Annotated in this window: 21 protein-coding genes; 18 read left to right on the forward strand and 3 right to left on the reverse strand. The window is 62.0% G+C overall.

Annotated features, from left to right (window positions below):
* The first annotated feature begins 3 nt into the window (after positions 1-3).
* From ACQRBT_RS11105 to madM, 14 genes are all read left to right on the forward strand, one after another.
* Positions 4-243, forward strand: a complete 240-nt coding sequence (locus ACQRBT_RS11105; protein ID WP_412046159.1) for a DUF6124 family protein — start codon at positions 4-6, stop codon at positions 241-243.
* Positions 244-429: 186 nt separating this feature from the next.
* Entirely contained in the window at positions 430-660 is a 231-nt protein-coding gene (locus tag ACQRBT_RS11110; protein WP_205344390.1) for a polymorphic toxin type 44 domain-containing protein, read from the forward strand.
* A complete protein-coding gene (locus ACQRBT_RS11115) occupies positions 638-1,057 on the forward strand; it encodes a hypothetical protein (protein ID WP_161548661.1) in 420 nt (139 codons plus the stop codon). Before ACQRBT_RS11110 ends, ACQRBT_RS11115 begins: the two co-directional genes overlap by 23 nt.
* A 350-nt stretch (positions 1,058-1,407) precedes the next feature.
* Positions 1,408-2,037, forward strand: coding sequence for a nucleotidyltransferase domain-containing protein (locus ACQRBT_RS11120; protein WP_244700931.1), 630 nt, complete (start codon positions 1,408-1,410; stop codon positions 2,035-2,037).
* Entirely contained in the window at positions 2,000-2,434 is a 435-nt protein-coding gene (locus ACQRBT_RS11125) for a hypothetical protein (RefSeq protein ID WP_244700927.1), read from the forward strand. The genes ACQRBT_RS11120 and ACQRBT_RS11125 overlap by 38 nt, the downstream gene beginning before the upstream one ends.
* A gap of 175 nt (positions 2,435-2,609) precedes the next feature.
* Positions 2,610-4,280, forward strand: coding sequence for a malonate decarboxylase subunit alpha (mdcA, locus tag ACQRBT_RS11130; protein WP_244700924.1), 1,671 nt, complete (start codon positions 2,610-2,612; stop codon positions 4,278-4,280).
* Positions 4,281-5,114, forward strand: a complete 834-nt coding sequence (locus tag ACQRBT_RS11135) for a triphosphoribosyl-dephospho-CoA synthase (RefSeq protein ID WP_244700921.1) — start codon at positions 4,281-4,283, stop codon at positions 5,112-5,114.
* Positions 5,114-5,413 carry a malonate decarboxylase subunit delta gene (locus ACQRBT_RS11140; protein WP_060753441.1) on the forward strand — a complete coding sequence of 100 codons (300 nt, stop codon included), beginning with the start codon at positions 5,114-5,116 and terminating at the stop codon, positions 5,411-5,413. The genes ACQRBT_RS11135 and ACQRBT_RS11140 overlap by 1 nt, the downstream gene beginning before the upstream one ends.
* On the forward strand, positions 5,406-6,248 hold the full coding sequence (locus tag ACQRBT_RS11145; protein ID WP_244700918.1) for a biotin-independent malonate decarboxylase subunit beta: 843 nt from the start codon (positions 5,406-5,408) through the stop codon (positions 6,246-6,248). The genes ACQRBT_RS11140 and ACQRBT_RS11145 overlap by 8 nt, the downstream gene beginning before the upstream one ends.
* The gene (gene mdcE, locus ACQRBT_RS11150) at positions 6,245-7,015 is read left to right on the forward strand and encodes a biotin-independent malonate decarboxylase subunit gamma (protein ID WP_104994915.1); all 771 of its coding nucleotides are present in this window, start codon (positions 6,245-6,247) and stop codon (positions 7,013-7,015) included. Before ACQRBT_RS11145 ends, mdcE begins: the two co-directional genes overlap by 4 nt.
* Complete coding sequence (locus tag ACQRBT_RS11155; protein ID WP_412046158.1) at positions 7,009-7,605, forward strand: malonate decarboxylase holo-ACP synthase; 597 nt, start codon at positions 7,009-7,011, stop codon at positions 7,603-7,605. The genes mdcE and ACQRBT_RS11155 overlap by 7 nt, the downstream gene beginning before the upstream one ends.
* A complete protein-coding gene (gene mdcH, locus ACQRBT_RS11160) occupies positions 7,602-8,501 on the forward strand; it encodes a malonate decarboxylase subunit epsilon (protein WP_412046157.1) in 900 nt (299 codons plus the stop codon). Before ACQRBT_RS11155 ends, mdcH begins: the two co-directional genes overlap by 4 nt.
* 67 nt (positions 8,502-8,568) lie before the next feature.
* A complete protein-coding gene (gene madL / locus ACQRBT_RS11165) occupies positions 8,569-8,973 on the forward strand; it encodes a malonate transporter subunit MadL (protein ID WP_060753436.1) in 405 nt (134 codons plus the stop codon).
* A gap of 1 nt (position 8,974) precedes the next feature.
* On the forward strand, positions 8,975-9,739 hold the full coding sequence (gene madM / locus ACQRBT_RS11170; RefSeq protein WP_060753435.1) for a malonate transporter subunit MadM: 765 nt from the start codon (positions 8,975-8,977) through the stop codon (positions 9,737-9,739).
* A gap of 116 nt (positions 9,740-9,855) precedes the next feature.
* Here the strand turns inward: madM and ACQRBT_RS11175 are convergent, their stop codons facing one another.
* Positions 9,856-10,800 (reverse strand): LysR family transcriptional regulator, encoded by a 945-nt coding sequence (locus ACQRBT_RS11175; RefSeq protein WP_060753434.1) that lies wholly within the window; start codon positions 10,798-10,800, stop codon positions 9,856-9,858.
* A gap of 143 nt (positions 10,801-10,943) precedes the next feature.
* Between ACQRBT_RS11175 and trhA the strand changes: the two genes are divergently transcribed.
* Positions 10,944-11,561: a PAQR family membrane homeostasis protein TrhA gene (trhA, locus tag ACQRBT_RS11180; RefSeq protein WP_060753433.1), complete on the forward strand. Its 618-nt coding sequence runs from the start codon at positions 10,944-10,946 to the stop codon at positions 11,559-11,561.
* On the opposite strand, the gene ACQRBT_RS11185 is transcribed toward trhA, so the two are convergent.
* Complete coding sequence (locus tag ACQRBT_RS11185; protein ID WP_244700909.1) at positions 11,556-12,458, reverse strand: LysR family transcriptional regulator; 903 nt, start codon at positions 12,456-12,458, stop codon at positions 11,556-11,558. The genes trhA and ACQRBT_RS11185 overlap by 6 nt on opposite strands.
* A 108-nt stretch (positions 12,459-12,566) precedes the next feature.
* Here ACQRBT_RS11185 and ACQRBT_RS11190 point away from each other — a divergent pair, with 108 nt between their 5' ends.
* From ACQRBT_RS11190 to ACQRBT_RS11200, 3 genes are read left to right on the forward strand one after another with little or no spacing between them, the layout of a single operon-like run.
* Positions 12,567-13,808 (forward strand): D-amino acid dehydrogenase, encoded by a 1,242-nt coding sequence (locus tag ACQRBT_RS11190; RefSeq protein ID WP_244700907.1) that lies wholly within the window; start codon positions 12,567-12,569, stop codon positions 13,806-13,808.
* Positions 13,809-13,817: 9 nt separating this feature from the next.
* Positions 13,818-14,168: a RidA family protein gene (locus tag ACQRBT_RS11195; RefSeq protein WP_244384935.1), complete on the forward strand. Its 351-nt coding sequence runs from the start codon at positions 13,818-13,820 to the stop codon at positions 14,166-14,168.
* 25 nt (positions 14,169-14,193) lie between these two features.
* Positions 14,194-15,096: a transporter substrate-binding domain-containing protein gene (locus ACQRBT_RS11200; RefSeq protein ID WP_060753429.1), complete on the forward strand. Its 903-nt coding sequence runs from the start codon at positions 14,194-14,196 to the stop codon at positions 15,094-15,096.
* Positions 15,097-15,172: 76 nt separating this feature from the next.
* Here ACQRBT_RS11200 and ACQRBT_RS11205 read toward each other — a convergent pair whose 3' ends face one another.
* Positions 15,173-15,892 (reverse strand): 16S rRNA (uracil(1498)-N(3))-methyltransferase, encoded by a 720-nt coding sequence (locus tag ACQRBT_RS11205; RefSeq protein ID WP_060753428.1) that lies wholly within the window; start codon positions 15,890-15,892, stop codon positions 15,173-15,175.
* Positions 15,893-15,905: the final 13 nt, after the last annotated feature.

Below are 15,905 nucleotides of genomic sequence, written 5' to 3' on the forward strand. Positions count from 1 at the left end.
ATCATGATCAAACCTACGCCTCACCCACCAATCTTCACCGTAAACCCTCATCAAAACACCGAAACCCTGCTGGTCAACGCCAGCGAAACCCTGTCCTCCCTCAACGCTCTCACCTGCAATCTGGCTTTTGACCTGGACACGTCCCAGCGCGCCGTTATGCTCGGGATCCAGCAAATGGTGGAGTTGGGGCAGTTGTTGGTGGATCGTGCGCTGGAGCAAGTCAGCCCGTCGCCGGAAATGTGAAGCGGTCCCTCTGCGGGACTGCTTACTGACAAACACCGCTGAGCGAGTGTGGGAGGGGGCTTGCTCCCGATAGCGGTGGGTCAGCCAAGGATGTATCGACAGGTAGCAAGCCATCGGGAGCAAGCCCCCTCCCACACACAAATATGTTCGCTTCCAGACCTAGGCATGCCATAGGTCATAGGCACTTTGCATCGACAGCCAAAGGCGTTCGGCAACTTCAACTACGGGGTTACCGGCACGGTGCTGGGCATTCCGGAAGGCGTGCTGTTGCGAGCGGCCGGTGCTGCGCAAAAGGCGGCGGGGACGTCCCGGGCGGAGTTTGGAGACTGGTGGGGAGACGCGCCGTACGGCGATGATCAGATTGACCAGCACTGGATCAAGGAGGGTATCGAATATGCGAAAAGCCAAGGATATTAAATGGCCGGTTCAAGGCCTGCTCAACGGGCTGCTGGTGATGTGTCTCGGGTACTTGGCGATCAGTTGGTTGATGAGCTCCGGTACGCCGCAGTTGGATGAGGTAGTACTCAAGTATTCCCTGGGTAACGGCACCTCTATCTACGGCGCTCGGGATGGTCAGGGGGGCGCGACGGTGGGTTTTTCCTACAGGTACTACGTGCATAAGGATCTGGGAAATGATCAGGAACTACTCAAGACATTGGTCTCGGCACATCCCTTTCTGAAAACCCAGGAGCCCACTGTGCAAGTCAGTGGGCATGAGGGCGTGCTTCGCTTGGATGTTCGGGGGCGAGTGTATGAGTACAGCAGCTACGTTCTTGAAAGCCTTGGAGGAGTCAAGGTGGTGATGGCGTTGTGATTGACCGATGCTGCGCGTTGGGCCTGCAACATTCAATGTAGTGAGCGGGCTTGCCCCGCGCTGGGTGGCGCAGCCGCCCCAAACCCAGGCGCCTCGGTCTATCTGAAACACCCCAGCGTCCCTGTTGGGGCGGCTTCGCCACCCAGCGCGGGACAAGCCCGCTCACTACAGGAAGTGTTTTTGCCTTGAGCACGTGGGCGCACCAGCGTCTATAGCCATTCAGTGGGCGTTTTTTATGTCTGCTGTACTTGTGATTGCGGCTGTGCGCGGGAGATCCCTTGTGCTTTAAAACTTGATCGTTCCCAAAATGGGACCTATCGTTCCCTTTTTGGGACTCTTTGGCCGCCGTCATGCATACCTTGCCGCTCAGCACTGTGCTCTTTACCGTCACTCAGCAAAAAGTGCTTGGCCTGCTTTACGGCAAGCCCGATCAAAGTTTCTTTACCAATGAAATCGCACGCTGGGCCCAAGTGGGCAAGGGCAGTCTCACCCGTGAGCTGGAGCGTTTGCAGTTGGCAGGTATCTTGAACATGACACGCCAGGGCAATCAGACCCACTACCAAGCCAACCCCCAATGTCCGATTTACTCGGAGTTGTTGGCCATCGTGCGCAAGACCTTGAGCCTGGACGAGCCATTGCGTAATGCACTGACACCGTTTGCCGAACAGATAACCTGGGCCTTTATCTACGGTTCCATCGCCAAGGGCGAGGCGCACTCATCCAGTGACATAGATGTCATGTTGGTTGGCGAAAGCCTCAACTACAGTGAAGTCATGGAGCAGTTGATGCCGCTGGAAGAACAGCTGGGCCGCACCATCAACCCGACGCTTTACACCCCTGAAGACTGGATAGGCAAATGGCATGCGGGGAACAGTTTTGTACGGCGGGTCATGCAGCAGGACAAGATCAACCTGATTGGGGACAACCCCCTGGAACCCACGGATGGACAACAAGGCACACCTGGAGAACCTGCAACGTAGTGGTGGCTTAAAGGCTGAACCGCCGGATCGCAAGGAGTGCGATGGGTTGATGCGTTCAGCCAGGGATCGGTTGAAGGACGCTGGTAATCCACAGTTATCGTTCGCCAGTCGTTTCGATCTGGCCTATAACGCCGCTCATGCTCTCGCTCTCACGGCGCTACGCCTGCAAGGGTATCGCTCTGAGAAACGCTATCTGGTCTTTCAATGCCTGATTCATACCTGCGACGTGAGTAAGGTGGCGGTGAGGTTGCTGGCGCTATGTCATGAGCGTCGTAACCTGGCGGAGTACGAAGGTTATATGGATGAAGACGATTCGCTGTTAGCCCAGTTGATTGACAACGCGAGGACATTGCTGAGTAGCGTGGAGTATCTGTTGGCGAGCTATCAGTGGGAATGACTTGATCAAATGTGGGAGTACTTGAAAACCGCCAACCCTCCCATAGAACGTGAATGCCTGTATTCATTCGGGTTATCGTTAACCCAAGCGTAACAGTCCAACGACCAGCTTGATTGATACCCCCCAGTTTCACTCCTAAGGTACAGCCCACGACAGCAATCCTCGTGGAGCGACCATGACAACAACAATCACCCCCGACTCGCGCTGGACGCGGCGGCGCGACGAGAAGCAGCGGCGCCTCGGGTTGGTCCGGCAATACGCAGACGGGGCCGTGCTGGCCAGTGACAAAATCGTCGAGGCCCTTGAAGCTCTGATCCTCCCCGGCGACCGCGTCGTGCTGGAAGGCAACAACCAGAAGCAGGCCGATTTCCTCTCGCGCTCCCTGGCCAAGGCCGACCCGGCCAAGCTCCACGATTTGCACATGATCATGCCCAGTGTCGGCCGTTCCGAGCACCTGGACCTGTTTGAAAAAGGCATCGCCCGTAAGCTGGATTTCTCTTTCGCCGGCACCCAATCCCTGCGCATCAGCCAGTTGCTGGAAGATGGCCTGCTGGAAATCGGCGCGATCCACACCTATATCGAACTCTATGCGCGACTGGTGGTGGACCTGATCCCCAACGTGGTGCTGTCTGCCGGCTTCATGGCGGACCGCGCCGGCAATATCTACACCGGCGCGAGTACCGAAGACACCCCGGCTTTGATCGAGCCCGCTGCGTTCAGCGATGGCATCGTCATCGTGCAGGTCAATAAGTTGGTGGACGACGTTACTGACTTGCCCCGCGTCGATATCCCGGCGAGCTGGGTGGATTTTGTGGTGGTGGCCGACAAGCCGTTCTACATCGAACCGCTGTTTACCCGCGACCCGCGCCACATCAAGCCGGTGCATGTGCTGATGGCGATGATGGCGATCCGCGGCATCTACGAAAAACACAACGTGCAGTCGCTCAACCACGGCATCGGTTTCAACACCGCCGCGATTGAATTGATTCTGCCCACCTATGGCGAATCCCTCGGTCTCAAAGGCAAGATCTGCCGTAACTGGACCCTGAACCCACACCCAACCCTGATCCCGGCCATCGAAAGCGGCTGGGTGCAGAGCGTGCATTGTTTCGGCACCGAGCTGGGCATGGAAAACTATATCGCCGCACGGCCCGATGTATTTTTCACCGGCCGTGATGGCTCGATGCGCTCCAACCGGATGTTCTGCCAACTCGCCGGCCAATACGCGGTGGACCTGTTTATCGGCGCCACCCTGCAAGTGGACGGCGATGGGCATTCCTCCACCGTCACCCGTGGCCGCCTCGCCGGTTTCGGTGGCGCGCCGAACATGGGCCACGACCCGCGCGGCCGCCGGCATGGCACACCGGCCTGGCTGGATATGCGCCACGACGACGCGCCGGAAGCCTTGCTTGAGCGCGGCAAGAAACTCGTGGTGCAAATGGTCGAGACCTTCCAGGAAGGTGGCAAACCCACCTTCGTCGACACGCTGGATGCGGTGGAAGTCGCCCGTAAAAGCGGCATGCCGCTGGCGCCGATCATGATCTACGGCGATGACGTCACCCACCTGCTCACCGAAGAAGGCATTGCCTACCTGTACAAGGCGCGCTCGCTGGAAGAGCGCCAAGCGATGATCGCCGCCGTTGCAGGCGTAACGGCCATCGGCATGCGCCACAACCCCAAGGACACCGCCCGCATGCGTCGTGAAGGTTTGATCGCCTTGCCCGAAGACCTCGGCATCCGCCGTACCGACGCCACCCGCGAGCTGTTGGCCGCCAAGAGCGTGGCCGACCTGGTGGAGTGGTCCGGTGGTTTGTACAACCCGCCCGCCAAGTTCAGGAGCTGGTAAATGCGCGCCCTCAAACTGCATGAACTCAGCCTTGCCGATCGGCTGGCCGACCTGGCCGTCGATGCGCTGATCGATGAGGCCGACCTGTCGCCCAAACCCGCCTTGGTGGACCGTCGCGGCAACGGCGCCCACAGCGATCTGCACCTGGGCCTGATGCACGCCTCGGCGTTGTCGTTGTGGCCGATGTTCAAGGCCATGGCCGAGGCGGCGATCGAATTCGGTGAAATCGGCCTGCCCCTGCGCGAAGCCCTCGGGCGGCTGGGTCGCGAAGGTGAGCAAGCGATGCTGATCACCACTCAAGGCGTGAACACTCATCGTGGGGCGATCTGGGCGCTCGGTCTGCTTACCGCCGCCGCCGCGTTGCAACCCCGCGCTATCACGCTGACTGCCGCCAGGCTGGCCCTGCTCAATGACCGCTATGCGCCGCAGCCCTTGAGCCACGGCGTACAAGTTGCGCAACGCTACGGCGCGCGTGGTGCTCGCGAGGAAGCCCAGCTCGGCTTCCCTTCGGTGATGCAACGCGGCTTGCCGCAACTGCGTAAAAGCCGCCTGCAAAACGTCGGTGAGCAGAACGCTCGGCTGGACGCGTTGTTGGCGATCATGACCGAGCTGGCGGACACCTGCGTGCTCTACCGTGCCGGCCCTGAAGGGGTCAGCGCCATGCAGCAGGGTGCCCAAGCCGTGTTGGAGGCCGGCGGCAGCGCCACCCTCGCCGGGCGCCGCCGACTGCACGAATTGGACCTGCAACTGCTGGCCCTGAATGCCTCCCCCGGCGGCGCTGCCGACCTGTTGGCCGCCTGCCTGTTTATCGACCGCCTCGACGGAGCGTTGTGATGGAAACCTTATCCTTTGAATTCCCCGCCGGGGCGCCGCCCAAAGGTCGTGCATTGGTGGGATGTGTCGGTTCGGGAGACCTGGAAGTGCTGCTGGAGCCAGGCACGGCGGGCACGCTGACGATCCAGGTGCAAACCTCGGTGAATGGCGCTGAACAACGTTGGCGTCACCTGTTTGAGCGGATTTTCCAGGAGCAGACGCCACCGGCGTTGCGCATTGATATTCACGATTTCGGCGCGACGCCCGGCGTGGTGCGGCTGCGTCTGGAGCAGGGTTTCGAGGAGGTCGGGCATGACTGACTTGCTGGCTAAACACAGCTTCGTCGAACTGGGCGCTCGTCAGCGGGCCAAGGCATTGCTGGACGCCGGCTCCCTGCGCGAACTGATCGATCCGTTCCAGCGCGTGATGTCGCCCTGGCTCAGTCGCCAGGGCGTGGTACCCCAGGCCGACGATGGCGTGGTGATCGCCAAGGGCAGCATGGCCGGGTTGCCGGTAGTGATCGCGGCCATCGAAGGGAATTTCCAGGGCGGCAGCCTCGGTGAAGTCGGTGGCGCAAAAATCGCTGGCGCCTTGGAGCTGGCGGCCGAAGACAACCGCAACGGTGTGCCCACGCGTGCCGTGCTGTTGCTGGAAACCGGTGGCGTGCGCCTGCAGGAAGCCAACCTGGGCCTGGCCGCGATTGCCGATATCCACACGGCGATTGTCGACCTGCGCCAATACCAGCCCGTGGTCGGCGTGGTGGCCGGCAGTGTCGGTTGCTTTGGCGGCATGTCCATCGCGGCCGGGCTGTGCAGCTACCTCGTTGTCACCCGTGAAGCCCGCCTGGGCCTGAATGGCCCGCAAGTGATCGAGCAGGAAGCGGGCCTGGATGAGTATGACTCCCGTGACCGGCCTTTCATCTGGAGCCTCACCGGAGGGGAGCAGCGCTTTAACAGTGGCCTGGCCGACCGCTATGTCGCGGACGATGCCGTGCAGATCCAGCAGACCGTCACCGCGCTGCTGCAACAAGGCTTACCCGCTAAACAGCGCAGCCGTCAGGCCGAGTACTACTTGGCGCGCCTGGCCGAACTGGACGCCACGCCGCAGATCGATCCGGCGACGGTGCGCAAGCTGTATCAAGGAGAACGCCCATGAGAGGCTTGCAGTGGTTCAACGCATTGAGCGCCGGGGCGACGCCTGTTGAGGGCTTGCCGGCTTCATTGAGGGTCGCCGACGCTGCCTTGGGCGGGCAAGCCGTGCGCTTTATCGCCGTGGTCACCGACCCACAAAACCGCTTTGCCCGTGCCCGCAATGGGGAAGTCGGCTTGCTCGAAGGCTGGGGCCTGGCCAAGGCGGTGGATGACGCCATCGCCCGTGGCGACCGGCGTCCGATCATTGCCATCGTCGATGTGCCCAGCCAAGCCTACGGGCGTCGCGAAGAAGCCCTCGGCATTCATCAGGCCCTGGCCGCCGCCGCCGACAGTTACGCCCGCGCTCGGTTGGCCGGGCACCCGGTGATTGCGCTCTTGGTGGGCAAGGCTATGTCGGGTGCGTTTCTCGCCCACGGCTACCAGGCCAATCGCTTGATCGCCCTGCGCGACCCGGGCGTGATGGTGCATGCCATGGGCAAAGCTTCTGCCGCGCGGGTGACCCTGCGCAGCGTCGAAGAGTTGGAAGCCCTGGCGGCCAGCGTGCCGCCCATGGCCTACGACATCGACAGTTATGCCAGCCTCGGTCTGCTCTGGGAGACGCTGTCGGTCAGCCAGATCGAACAGCCTACGGCGGATGACGTGGCGCGGGTCAGCGACTGCCTGGTGCACGCGATCAAGGATATCGCCAGCACCGATCTGAGCGGGCGCCTGGGCGCCTCCAATCGCGCCGCCTCCAGCCACGTACGCCAACTGCTGCGGGAGCAATGGTGAACGCGCACGATTTGCTCTGGGGCATGACCCCGGCGCAACTGCCTGCCGATGCACCGGCCTGGGCGCTGGACGCGATCAGCGCCGGCCACCCGGTGGTGGTGCGTCGCGCCATCACCGAGCCTGGCTCTGTGGCGGTCGGTGTGCGTGGGCGTTTACGCGAGCAACGTTTTGCCACGACCATGCCCCTGCACTCGGTGCAGCGCAGCGTCACGCCGCAAGCCCTGCGTGAGCGGCGCTCGTCGCGGGAGGTGCCGGCATTGCGCGCGCTTGATCAGCTGCGTCCGTTGCTGGCGTCTTTGGACTGGGGCGTCAGCGGCAGCGCCGGCTTTGAGTTGGCCAGCGGCATCGAAGCGCTGCATGCCCAAAGCGATCTGGATTTGATTTTGTGTGCGCCTGAACCGCTTGATCGGCATGCCGCGCGGGACCTGCTGGCGTTGTTGGACACGGCGGTATGCGCGGTGGACCTGCAACTGCAAACGCCCTTCGGCGCGGTCGCTTTACGCGAATGGGCTGGCCCATCACGCCGAGTGCTGTTGAAAACCGTCAGCGGCGCGCACCTCGTATTCAACCCCTGGCAGGCCGTGGCATGAGCAGCCTGCTGGTGTTTCCGGGGCAGGGCGCGCAACGGCCGGGCATGCTCCAGCCATTGCCTGCCGTTGTGCTGGATGAAGCCAGCCATGCCTTGGGTGAAGACGTTCGCCGACTCGACTGCGCGCAAGCCCTTGAGTCGACGCGTGCCGTGCAATTGTGCCTGTTGATCAGCGGCGTGGCCCACGCCCGCCAGCTGCAATACACACCGGATTACGTGGCGGGCCTCTCCATCGGTGCTTATCCGGCCGCGGTGATCGCCGGTGCCCTGGATTTTGCCGACGCGGTCAGACTGGTCAGCCTGCGCGGCGAACTGATGCAGCAGGCTTATCCACAAGGGTATGGCATGACGGCGATCATCGGTGCTCAGCTAGCCACCGTCGAAGCCTTGCTGGCCGCTATCCACAGCCCGCAAACCCCGGTGTACCTGGCCAATATCAATGCCGACAACCAGGTCGTCATTGCCGGCAGCAACGCGGCGATGGCGCTTGTCGCCGAGCGCATCAAGGGCAACGGCATTGCCAAGCGCCTGGCGGTGAGCGTGCCGTCCCACTGCGCGCTGCTGGAGCAACCCGCCCAGGTGTTGGCACAAGCCTTCGTTGCACTCAAGGCGCCGCGCATCACCTACCTGAGCAGTACGCGTGCCCGACCTATCCACAACCCCGAGCAACTGCGCGATGACCTGGCGTTCAACATGTGCCGCATCGTCGACTGGCGCGGCACCGTGCAAAGCGCCTACGAGCGCGGCGTGCGTCTGCAAATCGAATTGCCACCGGGCTCCGTGCTGACCGGCCTGTCACGCCGGGTGTTCGAGCAAGGCACGGTGATCGCCTATGAAGGCGCGCGCCTGGACACCTTGCAGGCCCTGCTGCAAGAGGAGGAACGCCGCCACCGATAAAGCCCCACCCAAGGCATTCGAAGTACAAAAACAACAATTTCGATCGAGCACTTTGAGGACAACAACAATGATTATCTACGGTGTGGCATTGCTGGCGATCTGCACGCTAGCGGGCGTGATCATGGGCGACATGCTCGGCGTGTTGCTGGGCGTCAAATCCAACGTGGGCGGAGTGGGCATTGCGATGATCCTGCTGATCTGCGCCCGTCTGTGGATGCAAAAACGCGGTGGCATGACCAAGGATTGCGAGATGGGCGTGGGCTTCTGGGGCGCGATGTACATCCCCGTGGTGGTGGCGATGGCGGCGCAACAAAACGTGGTGACGGCCCTGCACGGTGGGCCGGTGGCGGTACTGGCGGCCATCGGTTCGGTACTGGTGTGCGGTTGCACGATTGCCCTGATCAGCCGCACCCACAAAGGCGAACCGCTACCCGATGAAGAGCCGCTGATCGCGTCGGCAGGAGGTCGCTGATATGTGGGACCTCATCGAGAAAGGTCTGGAACATAACGGCCTGGTTACCGCATTCGCCTTCGTGGGTGTGGTGATGTGGATTTCCGTGGTGCTGTCCAAGCGCCTGACGTTCGGGCGCATTCATGGCTCGGCGATTGCCATCGTTATCGGGCTGGTACTGGCCTGGGTCGGCGGCACACTCACCGGCGGGCAAAAGGGCTTGGCCGATGTGGCGTTGTTCTCCGGCATTGGCCTGATGGGCGGTGCGATGCTGCGGGATTTCGCCATCGTTGCCACCGCGTTTGAAGTGCAAGCCACCGAAGCGCGCAAGGCTGGGTTGATCGGCGTGATCGCGTTGCTGCTGGGCACGGTGCTGCCGTTTATTGTCGGCGCCAGCATGGCCTGGGCCTTTGGTTATCGCGATGCGGTCAGCATGACCACCATCGGCGCCGGTGCGGTGACGTACATTGTCGGCCCGGTGACCGGCGCGGCGATTGGCGCGACGTCGGATGTGATGGCGCTGTCGATTGCCACCGGCTTGATCAAGGCGATTCTGGTGATGGTCGGCACCCCGGTGGCGGCGCGCTGGATGGGCTTGGATAACCCGCGCTCAGCGATGGTGTTTGGCGGTTTGGCCGGCACGGTGAGCGGGGTGACGGCGGGGCTGGCGGCGACGGATCGGCGGTTGGTGCCTTATGGTGCGCTGACGGCGACGTTTCATACCGGGCTTGGGTGTTTGCTCGGGCCTTCGGTGCTGTACTTCATTGTGCGTGGGCTGGTTGGCTGACTCTGGAGTTTGTGTTGTCTGGTCTGGCGTCATCGGGAGCAAGCCCCCTCCCACACTTGATTGGGTTCACATATCAAAATGCAGGAGGGGGCTCCCACATTTGATTGGGGCGCAGATCAAAATGTGGGAGGGGGCTTGCTCCCGATAGCGGTCTGGCGGTTGGCATACATCCGACACTCCGCCAGCAACGCGAGCAAATTCGGGTCGCGTTCCTTGGCCTTCAAGAACACCACGCCAATATGCTGCTGCAACCGATACCGCGGTTGCAGCGGTATCAGTTTCACCCGGTTCTCATACACCGCCGCAATCCTTCCCGGCAGCAGGGCATAGCCCACTCCCGAACTGACCATGCTCAGTAACGTGAAAATGTCATTCACCTGCATCGCGACCTTCGGTTCGAACCCCGCTTGCTTGAATACGCGATTGCCATCCTGGTGGGTGGCGAAGCCTTGCGTGAGGGTGATGAAGGTGGCGTCGCGAACGGCGGCGAGGTCGATCTGCTGCTCGCGATCGAACGGCGAGTCGGCCGGGGTGGCGAGGAAGATGTCGTCCGAGAACAGCGCGATCTGTTCGCAGTCAGGGTCGTTGGCGTGCTCATCGAGGGAGATCAGGATCGCGTCCACTTCCATATTCTTGAGCTTGTAGAGCAGGTCGAAGTTGGAGCCCAGGATCAGGTCGATGTTGAGTTCGCTGCGCCGGATTTTCAGGCCCATGATCAGTTGCGGCACGGTCTTGACCGTCAGCGAATACAACGCGCCGAGCTTGAAGCGTTCGGCGGAGAAACCCGCGGCTTCACGGGTCAGGCGCACGCTGTCGACCACATCGGCGACCAGTTTTTGCGCGCGCTCCTCCAGCACGTAGGCACTTTCCAGCGGGGTGAGGTTGCGCCCTTCATGTTTGAACAGTGGGCAACGCAGGGCATTTTCCAGGGAGTGGATGGCGCGGTGCACGCTGACGTTACTGGTTTGCAGCTCGGCGGCGGCGCGGGCCAGGTTACCGGTGCGCATGAACGCCAGGAAGATTTCCAGCTTCTTGAGGGTGAACTCTTCGTCGATCAGCATGGCCGTGGCTCTTGTTCGAATGCGTTCGATTGTGCCCGCAAAACCGCGTGGCGTCCTCGGAACGTCACAAGACGCTTGCACTCTTATGCGCAAGGTTGGACGCTAGCTCGCCAATGGTTAACGGTTAGGGAGGTCGGTGACAGATGTACCACGGTGAACGATTCAACGCCTGGAGCCATTTGCTCGGCACAGTGGCGGCGTGTATTGGTGCAGTGTGGATGTTGGTGGTGGCGAGCCTGGATGGCAGCCCGTGGAAGATTGTCAGCGTGGCGATTTATGGCTTTACGTTGCTGGTGCTGTACAGCGCGTCGACCGTGTACCACAGCGTGCGCGGGCGGCGAAAAGAGATCATGCAGAAGGTCGATCATTTCTCTATCTACCTGCTGATTGCCGGCAGTTACACGCCGTTCTGCCTGGTGACCTTGCGTGGCCCGTGGGGTTGGACGCTGTTCGGCATCGTGTGGGGGCTGGCGGTGATCGGCATCCTGCAGGAGATCAAGCCGCGCTCCGAGGCGCGCATCCTGTCGATCGTGATCTACGCGGTGATGGGCTGGATTGTGCTGGTGGCCGTCAAGCCGCTGATCGCCGCGCTGGGCACGGCGGGGTTTACCTGGCTGGCGGCGGGTGGGGTGCTGTACACCGTCGGCATCATCTTCTTTGCCTTGGAGGACCGGCTGCGGCATTCCCACGGGATCTGGCATCTGTTCGTGATCGGCGGCAGCCTGCTGCACTTCGTGGCGATCATGCATTACGTCTTATAAGCGCTCCAGTAGCTCCCTGGCGCGCAGTCCGAAGATCTCCACCAGCTTGGCCAGCATATGCGGCGGCGGCTCGTCGGCGCGGGTCAAGGCATACAGGGTGATGGGCAGCGGCGGTGTGAGCGTGCGGATGCAGGTGGTGGTCGTCGAGGCACCTGATGCAGTGAAGGGATCGATCACCGTCAAGCCCGCGCCGGACTCCACCATGGCCCGGGCCAGGGAGTAGGTCTGTACGGAGAGGGTCACCCGAGGCGCCGGGTCGACGCTTTCCAGGTAACTCTCGAGTTTTGCCGCCAGTGGGTCAGCGCTGGACAAGCCAATCAGCGGTGCGCCGGCCAGATCCGATAAAGGCAAAGGTTGAGCCGACGCGGTTTCGGGCCAATAGCCTTTGGACGCCAACGCCACCAGCACACCGTTGGCCAGCACCTGGGTGGCCAGCCCCGGATGGCCGGAGAAGTTGAGCGTCAGCGCCAGGTCGATCTCGCGCATCAACAGCTTGTGGACCAGCTCGCGGCTGTGGTCGCTGGACAGCTCGCAGGCGATGTCCGGGTAGTCACGCTTCCACTCCAGCACCGCCGGTGGCAACAGTGACAATGCCAGCGCCGGAATCGCACCGATGCGCACGCTTTGCCCAGGCTCGTGGCGCAGGCTCTTGGCCAGGCGCCGCACCCCTTGCAGGCTCTGGGTGACTTTCTCCACTTCACTTTCCAGCGCCAGGGCTTCCGGGGTGGGCTGCAATTTGCCGCGCACCCGCAGGAACAGCGGGAAGCCGAGCTGCAATTCGGCGTGTTGCAACACCTTGGTCACCGCCGGTTGCGAGACGTGCAACAACTGCGCGGCGGCGCTGACGGAGCCGGTCTGGCGGATGGCCTGGAAAATTTCGATATGCCGCAAGCGCATGGCTAGTCCATAACCTTTGTTTATAGGTGGACCATCTTTATTCATTGTCGGTGACCTGTCACCTGCCTCTACCCTTGGAACCTCTTACTTCAACCACGGGTGGCGGGGATGGCCAAGCGAGTTTGCATCATCGGCGGTGGCGTCATCGGTTTGGCCAGTGCTTACGCGTTGGTGCGGGCGGGCCATGAAGTGACACTGATCGAGGCTCGCGACAGTGTGGGCAGTGAAACCAGTTTCGCCAACGGTGGGCAGTTGTCTTATCGCTACGTCGCGCCGTTGGCCGACGCCGGTGTCCCCCTGCAAGCCATTGGCTGGTTGCTGCGCGGTGACTCGCCGCTAAGGCTACGCCCGCGCCTGGACCTTCAGCAATGGCGCTGGATGGCCGCGTTTCTTGGTGCCTGCCGTGGCTCGGTCAACAAGAGCAATGCCGCGCACCTGCTGCGCCTGGCGTCCCTGAGCCAGGACACGTTGCAGCGCTGGCGCGAGGATGATCATCTGGATGGTTTCGACTGGCGGCGTAACGGCAAGTTGGTGACCTTCCGCCACGCGGCCACGTTTGAACAGGCACGCAGCAAAGTCACGGATATCCTCCAGCAGCAAGTGCTGTCGGCGGTGGATTGCGCGCGGCTTGAACCCGCACTGGCAGACGGTGGTTTTGTCGGCGGCATTTACACGCCGAACGAGGAAGTTGCCGATTGTCATGCCTTTTGCCGGCGGCTCGCCGAGCGGCTTGAGGCGTCGGGCCGGTGCAGGTTTTTACTGGGGCGGCGGGTGACTGCGATTCGCCACGCCAACGGCGTGGTGCGCGCCGTCGAGTTGGGCGATGAAGTGCTGCCCGTGGAACAACTGGTACTCGCGGCCGGCCATCGCAGTGCTGAGTTGGGCCTGCCGGGGTTGGCGCTGCCACTGTATCCGCTCAAGGGCTACAGCCTGAGCGTGCCCATCGGCCCACAGCACCGGGCGCCGAGTGTGAGCATCACCGACTACGACCGCAAGATCGTCTACGCGCGCATCGGTGAGCAACTGCGGGTGGCGGCCATGGTGGACATCGTCGGTTTTGACGCCCGCCTTGAACCCAAGCGCCTGGCGCTGATGAAGCGTCAGGCGTTGGAGACTTTCCCTCTGGCCGGCGACTATGCCCACGCGGTCGAATGGGCAGGCATGCGTCCGGCCACTCCGACCGGCGTGCCGCTGATCGGCGCCAGTGTTTATAGCAACCTGTGGTTGAACCTGGGCCATGGCGCGCTCGGGTTTACGCTGGCCAGCGGTAGCGGCCAACTGCTGGCCGAGTTGATTGGCCAGCAGGTTCCTTCCATTGATATGCAGGGCCTGGCGCCCCGCGCTACATGAGGATGTCCCATGACCATCAGCCGAATCGACAGCAACGAGCGCCTCTCTGACGCCGTCACCTTCAAGGGTCTTGTATTTCTTTCGGGTCAGGTGCCGGGCGAAGGCCAGGACGTGGCGACACAAACCCGCGAGGTCCTGGCAAAGATCGATGCGCTGCTGGCCCAGGCCGGTAGCGATAAGGACCATCTGCTCAATGCGACTATTTATCTGAAAGATATCGGCGCGGGTTTTGCCCCGATGAATGAAGTGTGGTCCGCATGGCTATCCCCGGGCATGGCGCCAACGCGCACCACGCTGCAAGCGGAGCTGGCGCGGCCCAGTGTACAGGTGGAAATCAGCGTGATCGCTGTACGTCAATAATCCGAACAACCAACGGAGCATAACAATGAAAAAAATCCTGTTGAGCGGCTGCACCCTGGGGCTTTTACTCGGGGCACAGGCTTATGCGAACGAAGCACCGCTGGAGGGCACGCTGAGCAAGATCGCCAGCAGCCGGTCCATCACCCTGGGCTACCGCGACGCATCGGTGCCGTTTTCCTACGTAGGGGATCAGAGCGGCAAGCCCATGGGGTATTCGGTGGAGTTGGCGAACAAGATCGTCGAGCGCATCCAGCAGAAAACCGGGGTGGCGGACCTCAAGGTCAAATACAACCTGGTGACCTCCCAGACCCGCATTCCCCTGGTGCAGAACGGCACCGTCGACCTGGAGTGCGGGTCCACCGGGGTGACGGCCGAGCGACAGAAGCAGGTGGCCTTCTCCTATGGCTTTATCTACGTGAAGGGCCAGTTGCTCACCGCCAAGGACAGTGGCATCCAGGGGTTCGACGACCTCAAGGGCAAGAACGTGGTGACCACTGCGGGCACCACCAACGAGCGCTTTCTCAAGAGCTATGACGCCGAGCACAAAACCAATATGTTCGTGATCAGCGCCAAGGATCATGGCGAAGCGTTCAAGATGCTGGAGACCGGCCGTGCGGCGGCGTTCTACATGGATGACGCGCTGCTGTACGGCGAGCGCGCCAAGGCCAGGGACCCGCACCACTGGGTGGTGGTCGGCAAGGAGCAATCGAGGGAAATCTACAGCTGCATGGTGCGCAAAGACGACCCGCAATTTCTGGCCGTGGTCAACGAGACACTCGGCGACCTGTATCGTAGCGGGGAGATCAACGGGATTTACCAGCGCTGGTTTGAACAGCCGATTCCGCCCAAGGGCCTGAACCTGGAATTCCCGATGACCGCTGAGTTGAAGGCGATTATCGCCAAGCCGGTCAGTGATCCGGTGGACTGATAACCCCGCCTGGATAGAGGTGGATGTGGGAGGGGGCTTGCTCCCACATTATCGGGATTAGTTTTACCAAACAGGCTTAGAAATCGCCCCACAGTTGTTGGGCCACCGCCAGCGCCACCACCGGTGCCGTCTCGGTACGCAACACCCGTGGGCCAAGGCGGGCGGCATGGTAGCCGGCGCCTTGGGCGGTTTCGACTTCGGCGTCCGTCAGCCCACCCTCGGGGCCAATCAGGAAGGCCAGGCTCGAGGGCTTGGCATGGCTGACCAGCGGCGCCGCGACCGGATGCAGCACCAGCTTCAGGTCGGCCTCGGTCTGCTTCAACCAGTCCGCCAACAGCAGCGGCGGATGGATCACCGGCACCGTTGAACGTCCGCATTGCTCGCAAGCGCTGATCGCCACCTGGCGCCAGTGCAGCAGGCGTTTGTCGGCGCGTTCGTCTTTGAGGCGCACCTCGCAACGCTCGCTGAAAATCGGGGTAATGGCGTTGACGCCCAATTCGGTGGCTTTCTGGATCGCCCAGTCCATGCGCTCGCCCCGGGACAGGCCCTGGCCGAGGTGGATGTGCAGCGGTGATTCGGCCTGGCCTGCGAAACGTTCCGTCAGCTGCACGGTGACGCGCTTTTTGCCGACTTCCAGCAAGCTGCCCAGGAATTCCTGGCCGGAGCCGTCGAACAATTGCACGGCGTCGCCTTCCGTCATGCGTAGCACGCGGCTGATGTAATGCGCCTGGGCTTCGGGCAATTCGTGATCGCCGAGACTCAGCGGGGTGTCGGTGAAGAAACGGGACAATCTCATTTGTGTTCTCTGG

The organism is Pseudomonas sp. R19M (assembly GCF_050312585.1).
GTDB lineage: Bacteria > Pseudomonadota > Gammaproteobacteria > Pseudomonadales > Pseudomonadaceae > Aquipseudomonas > Aquipseudomonas palleroniana.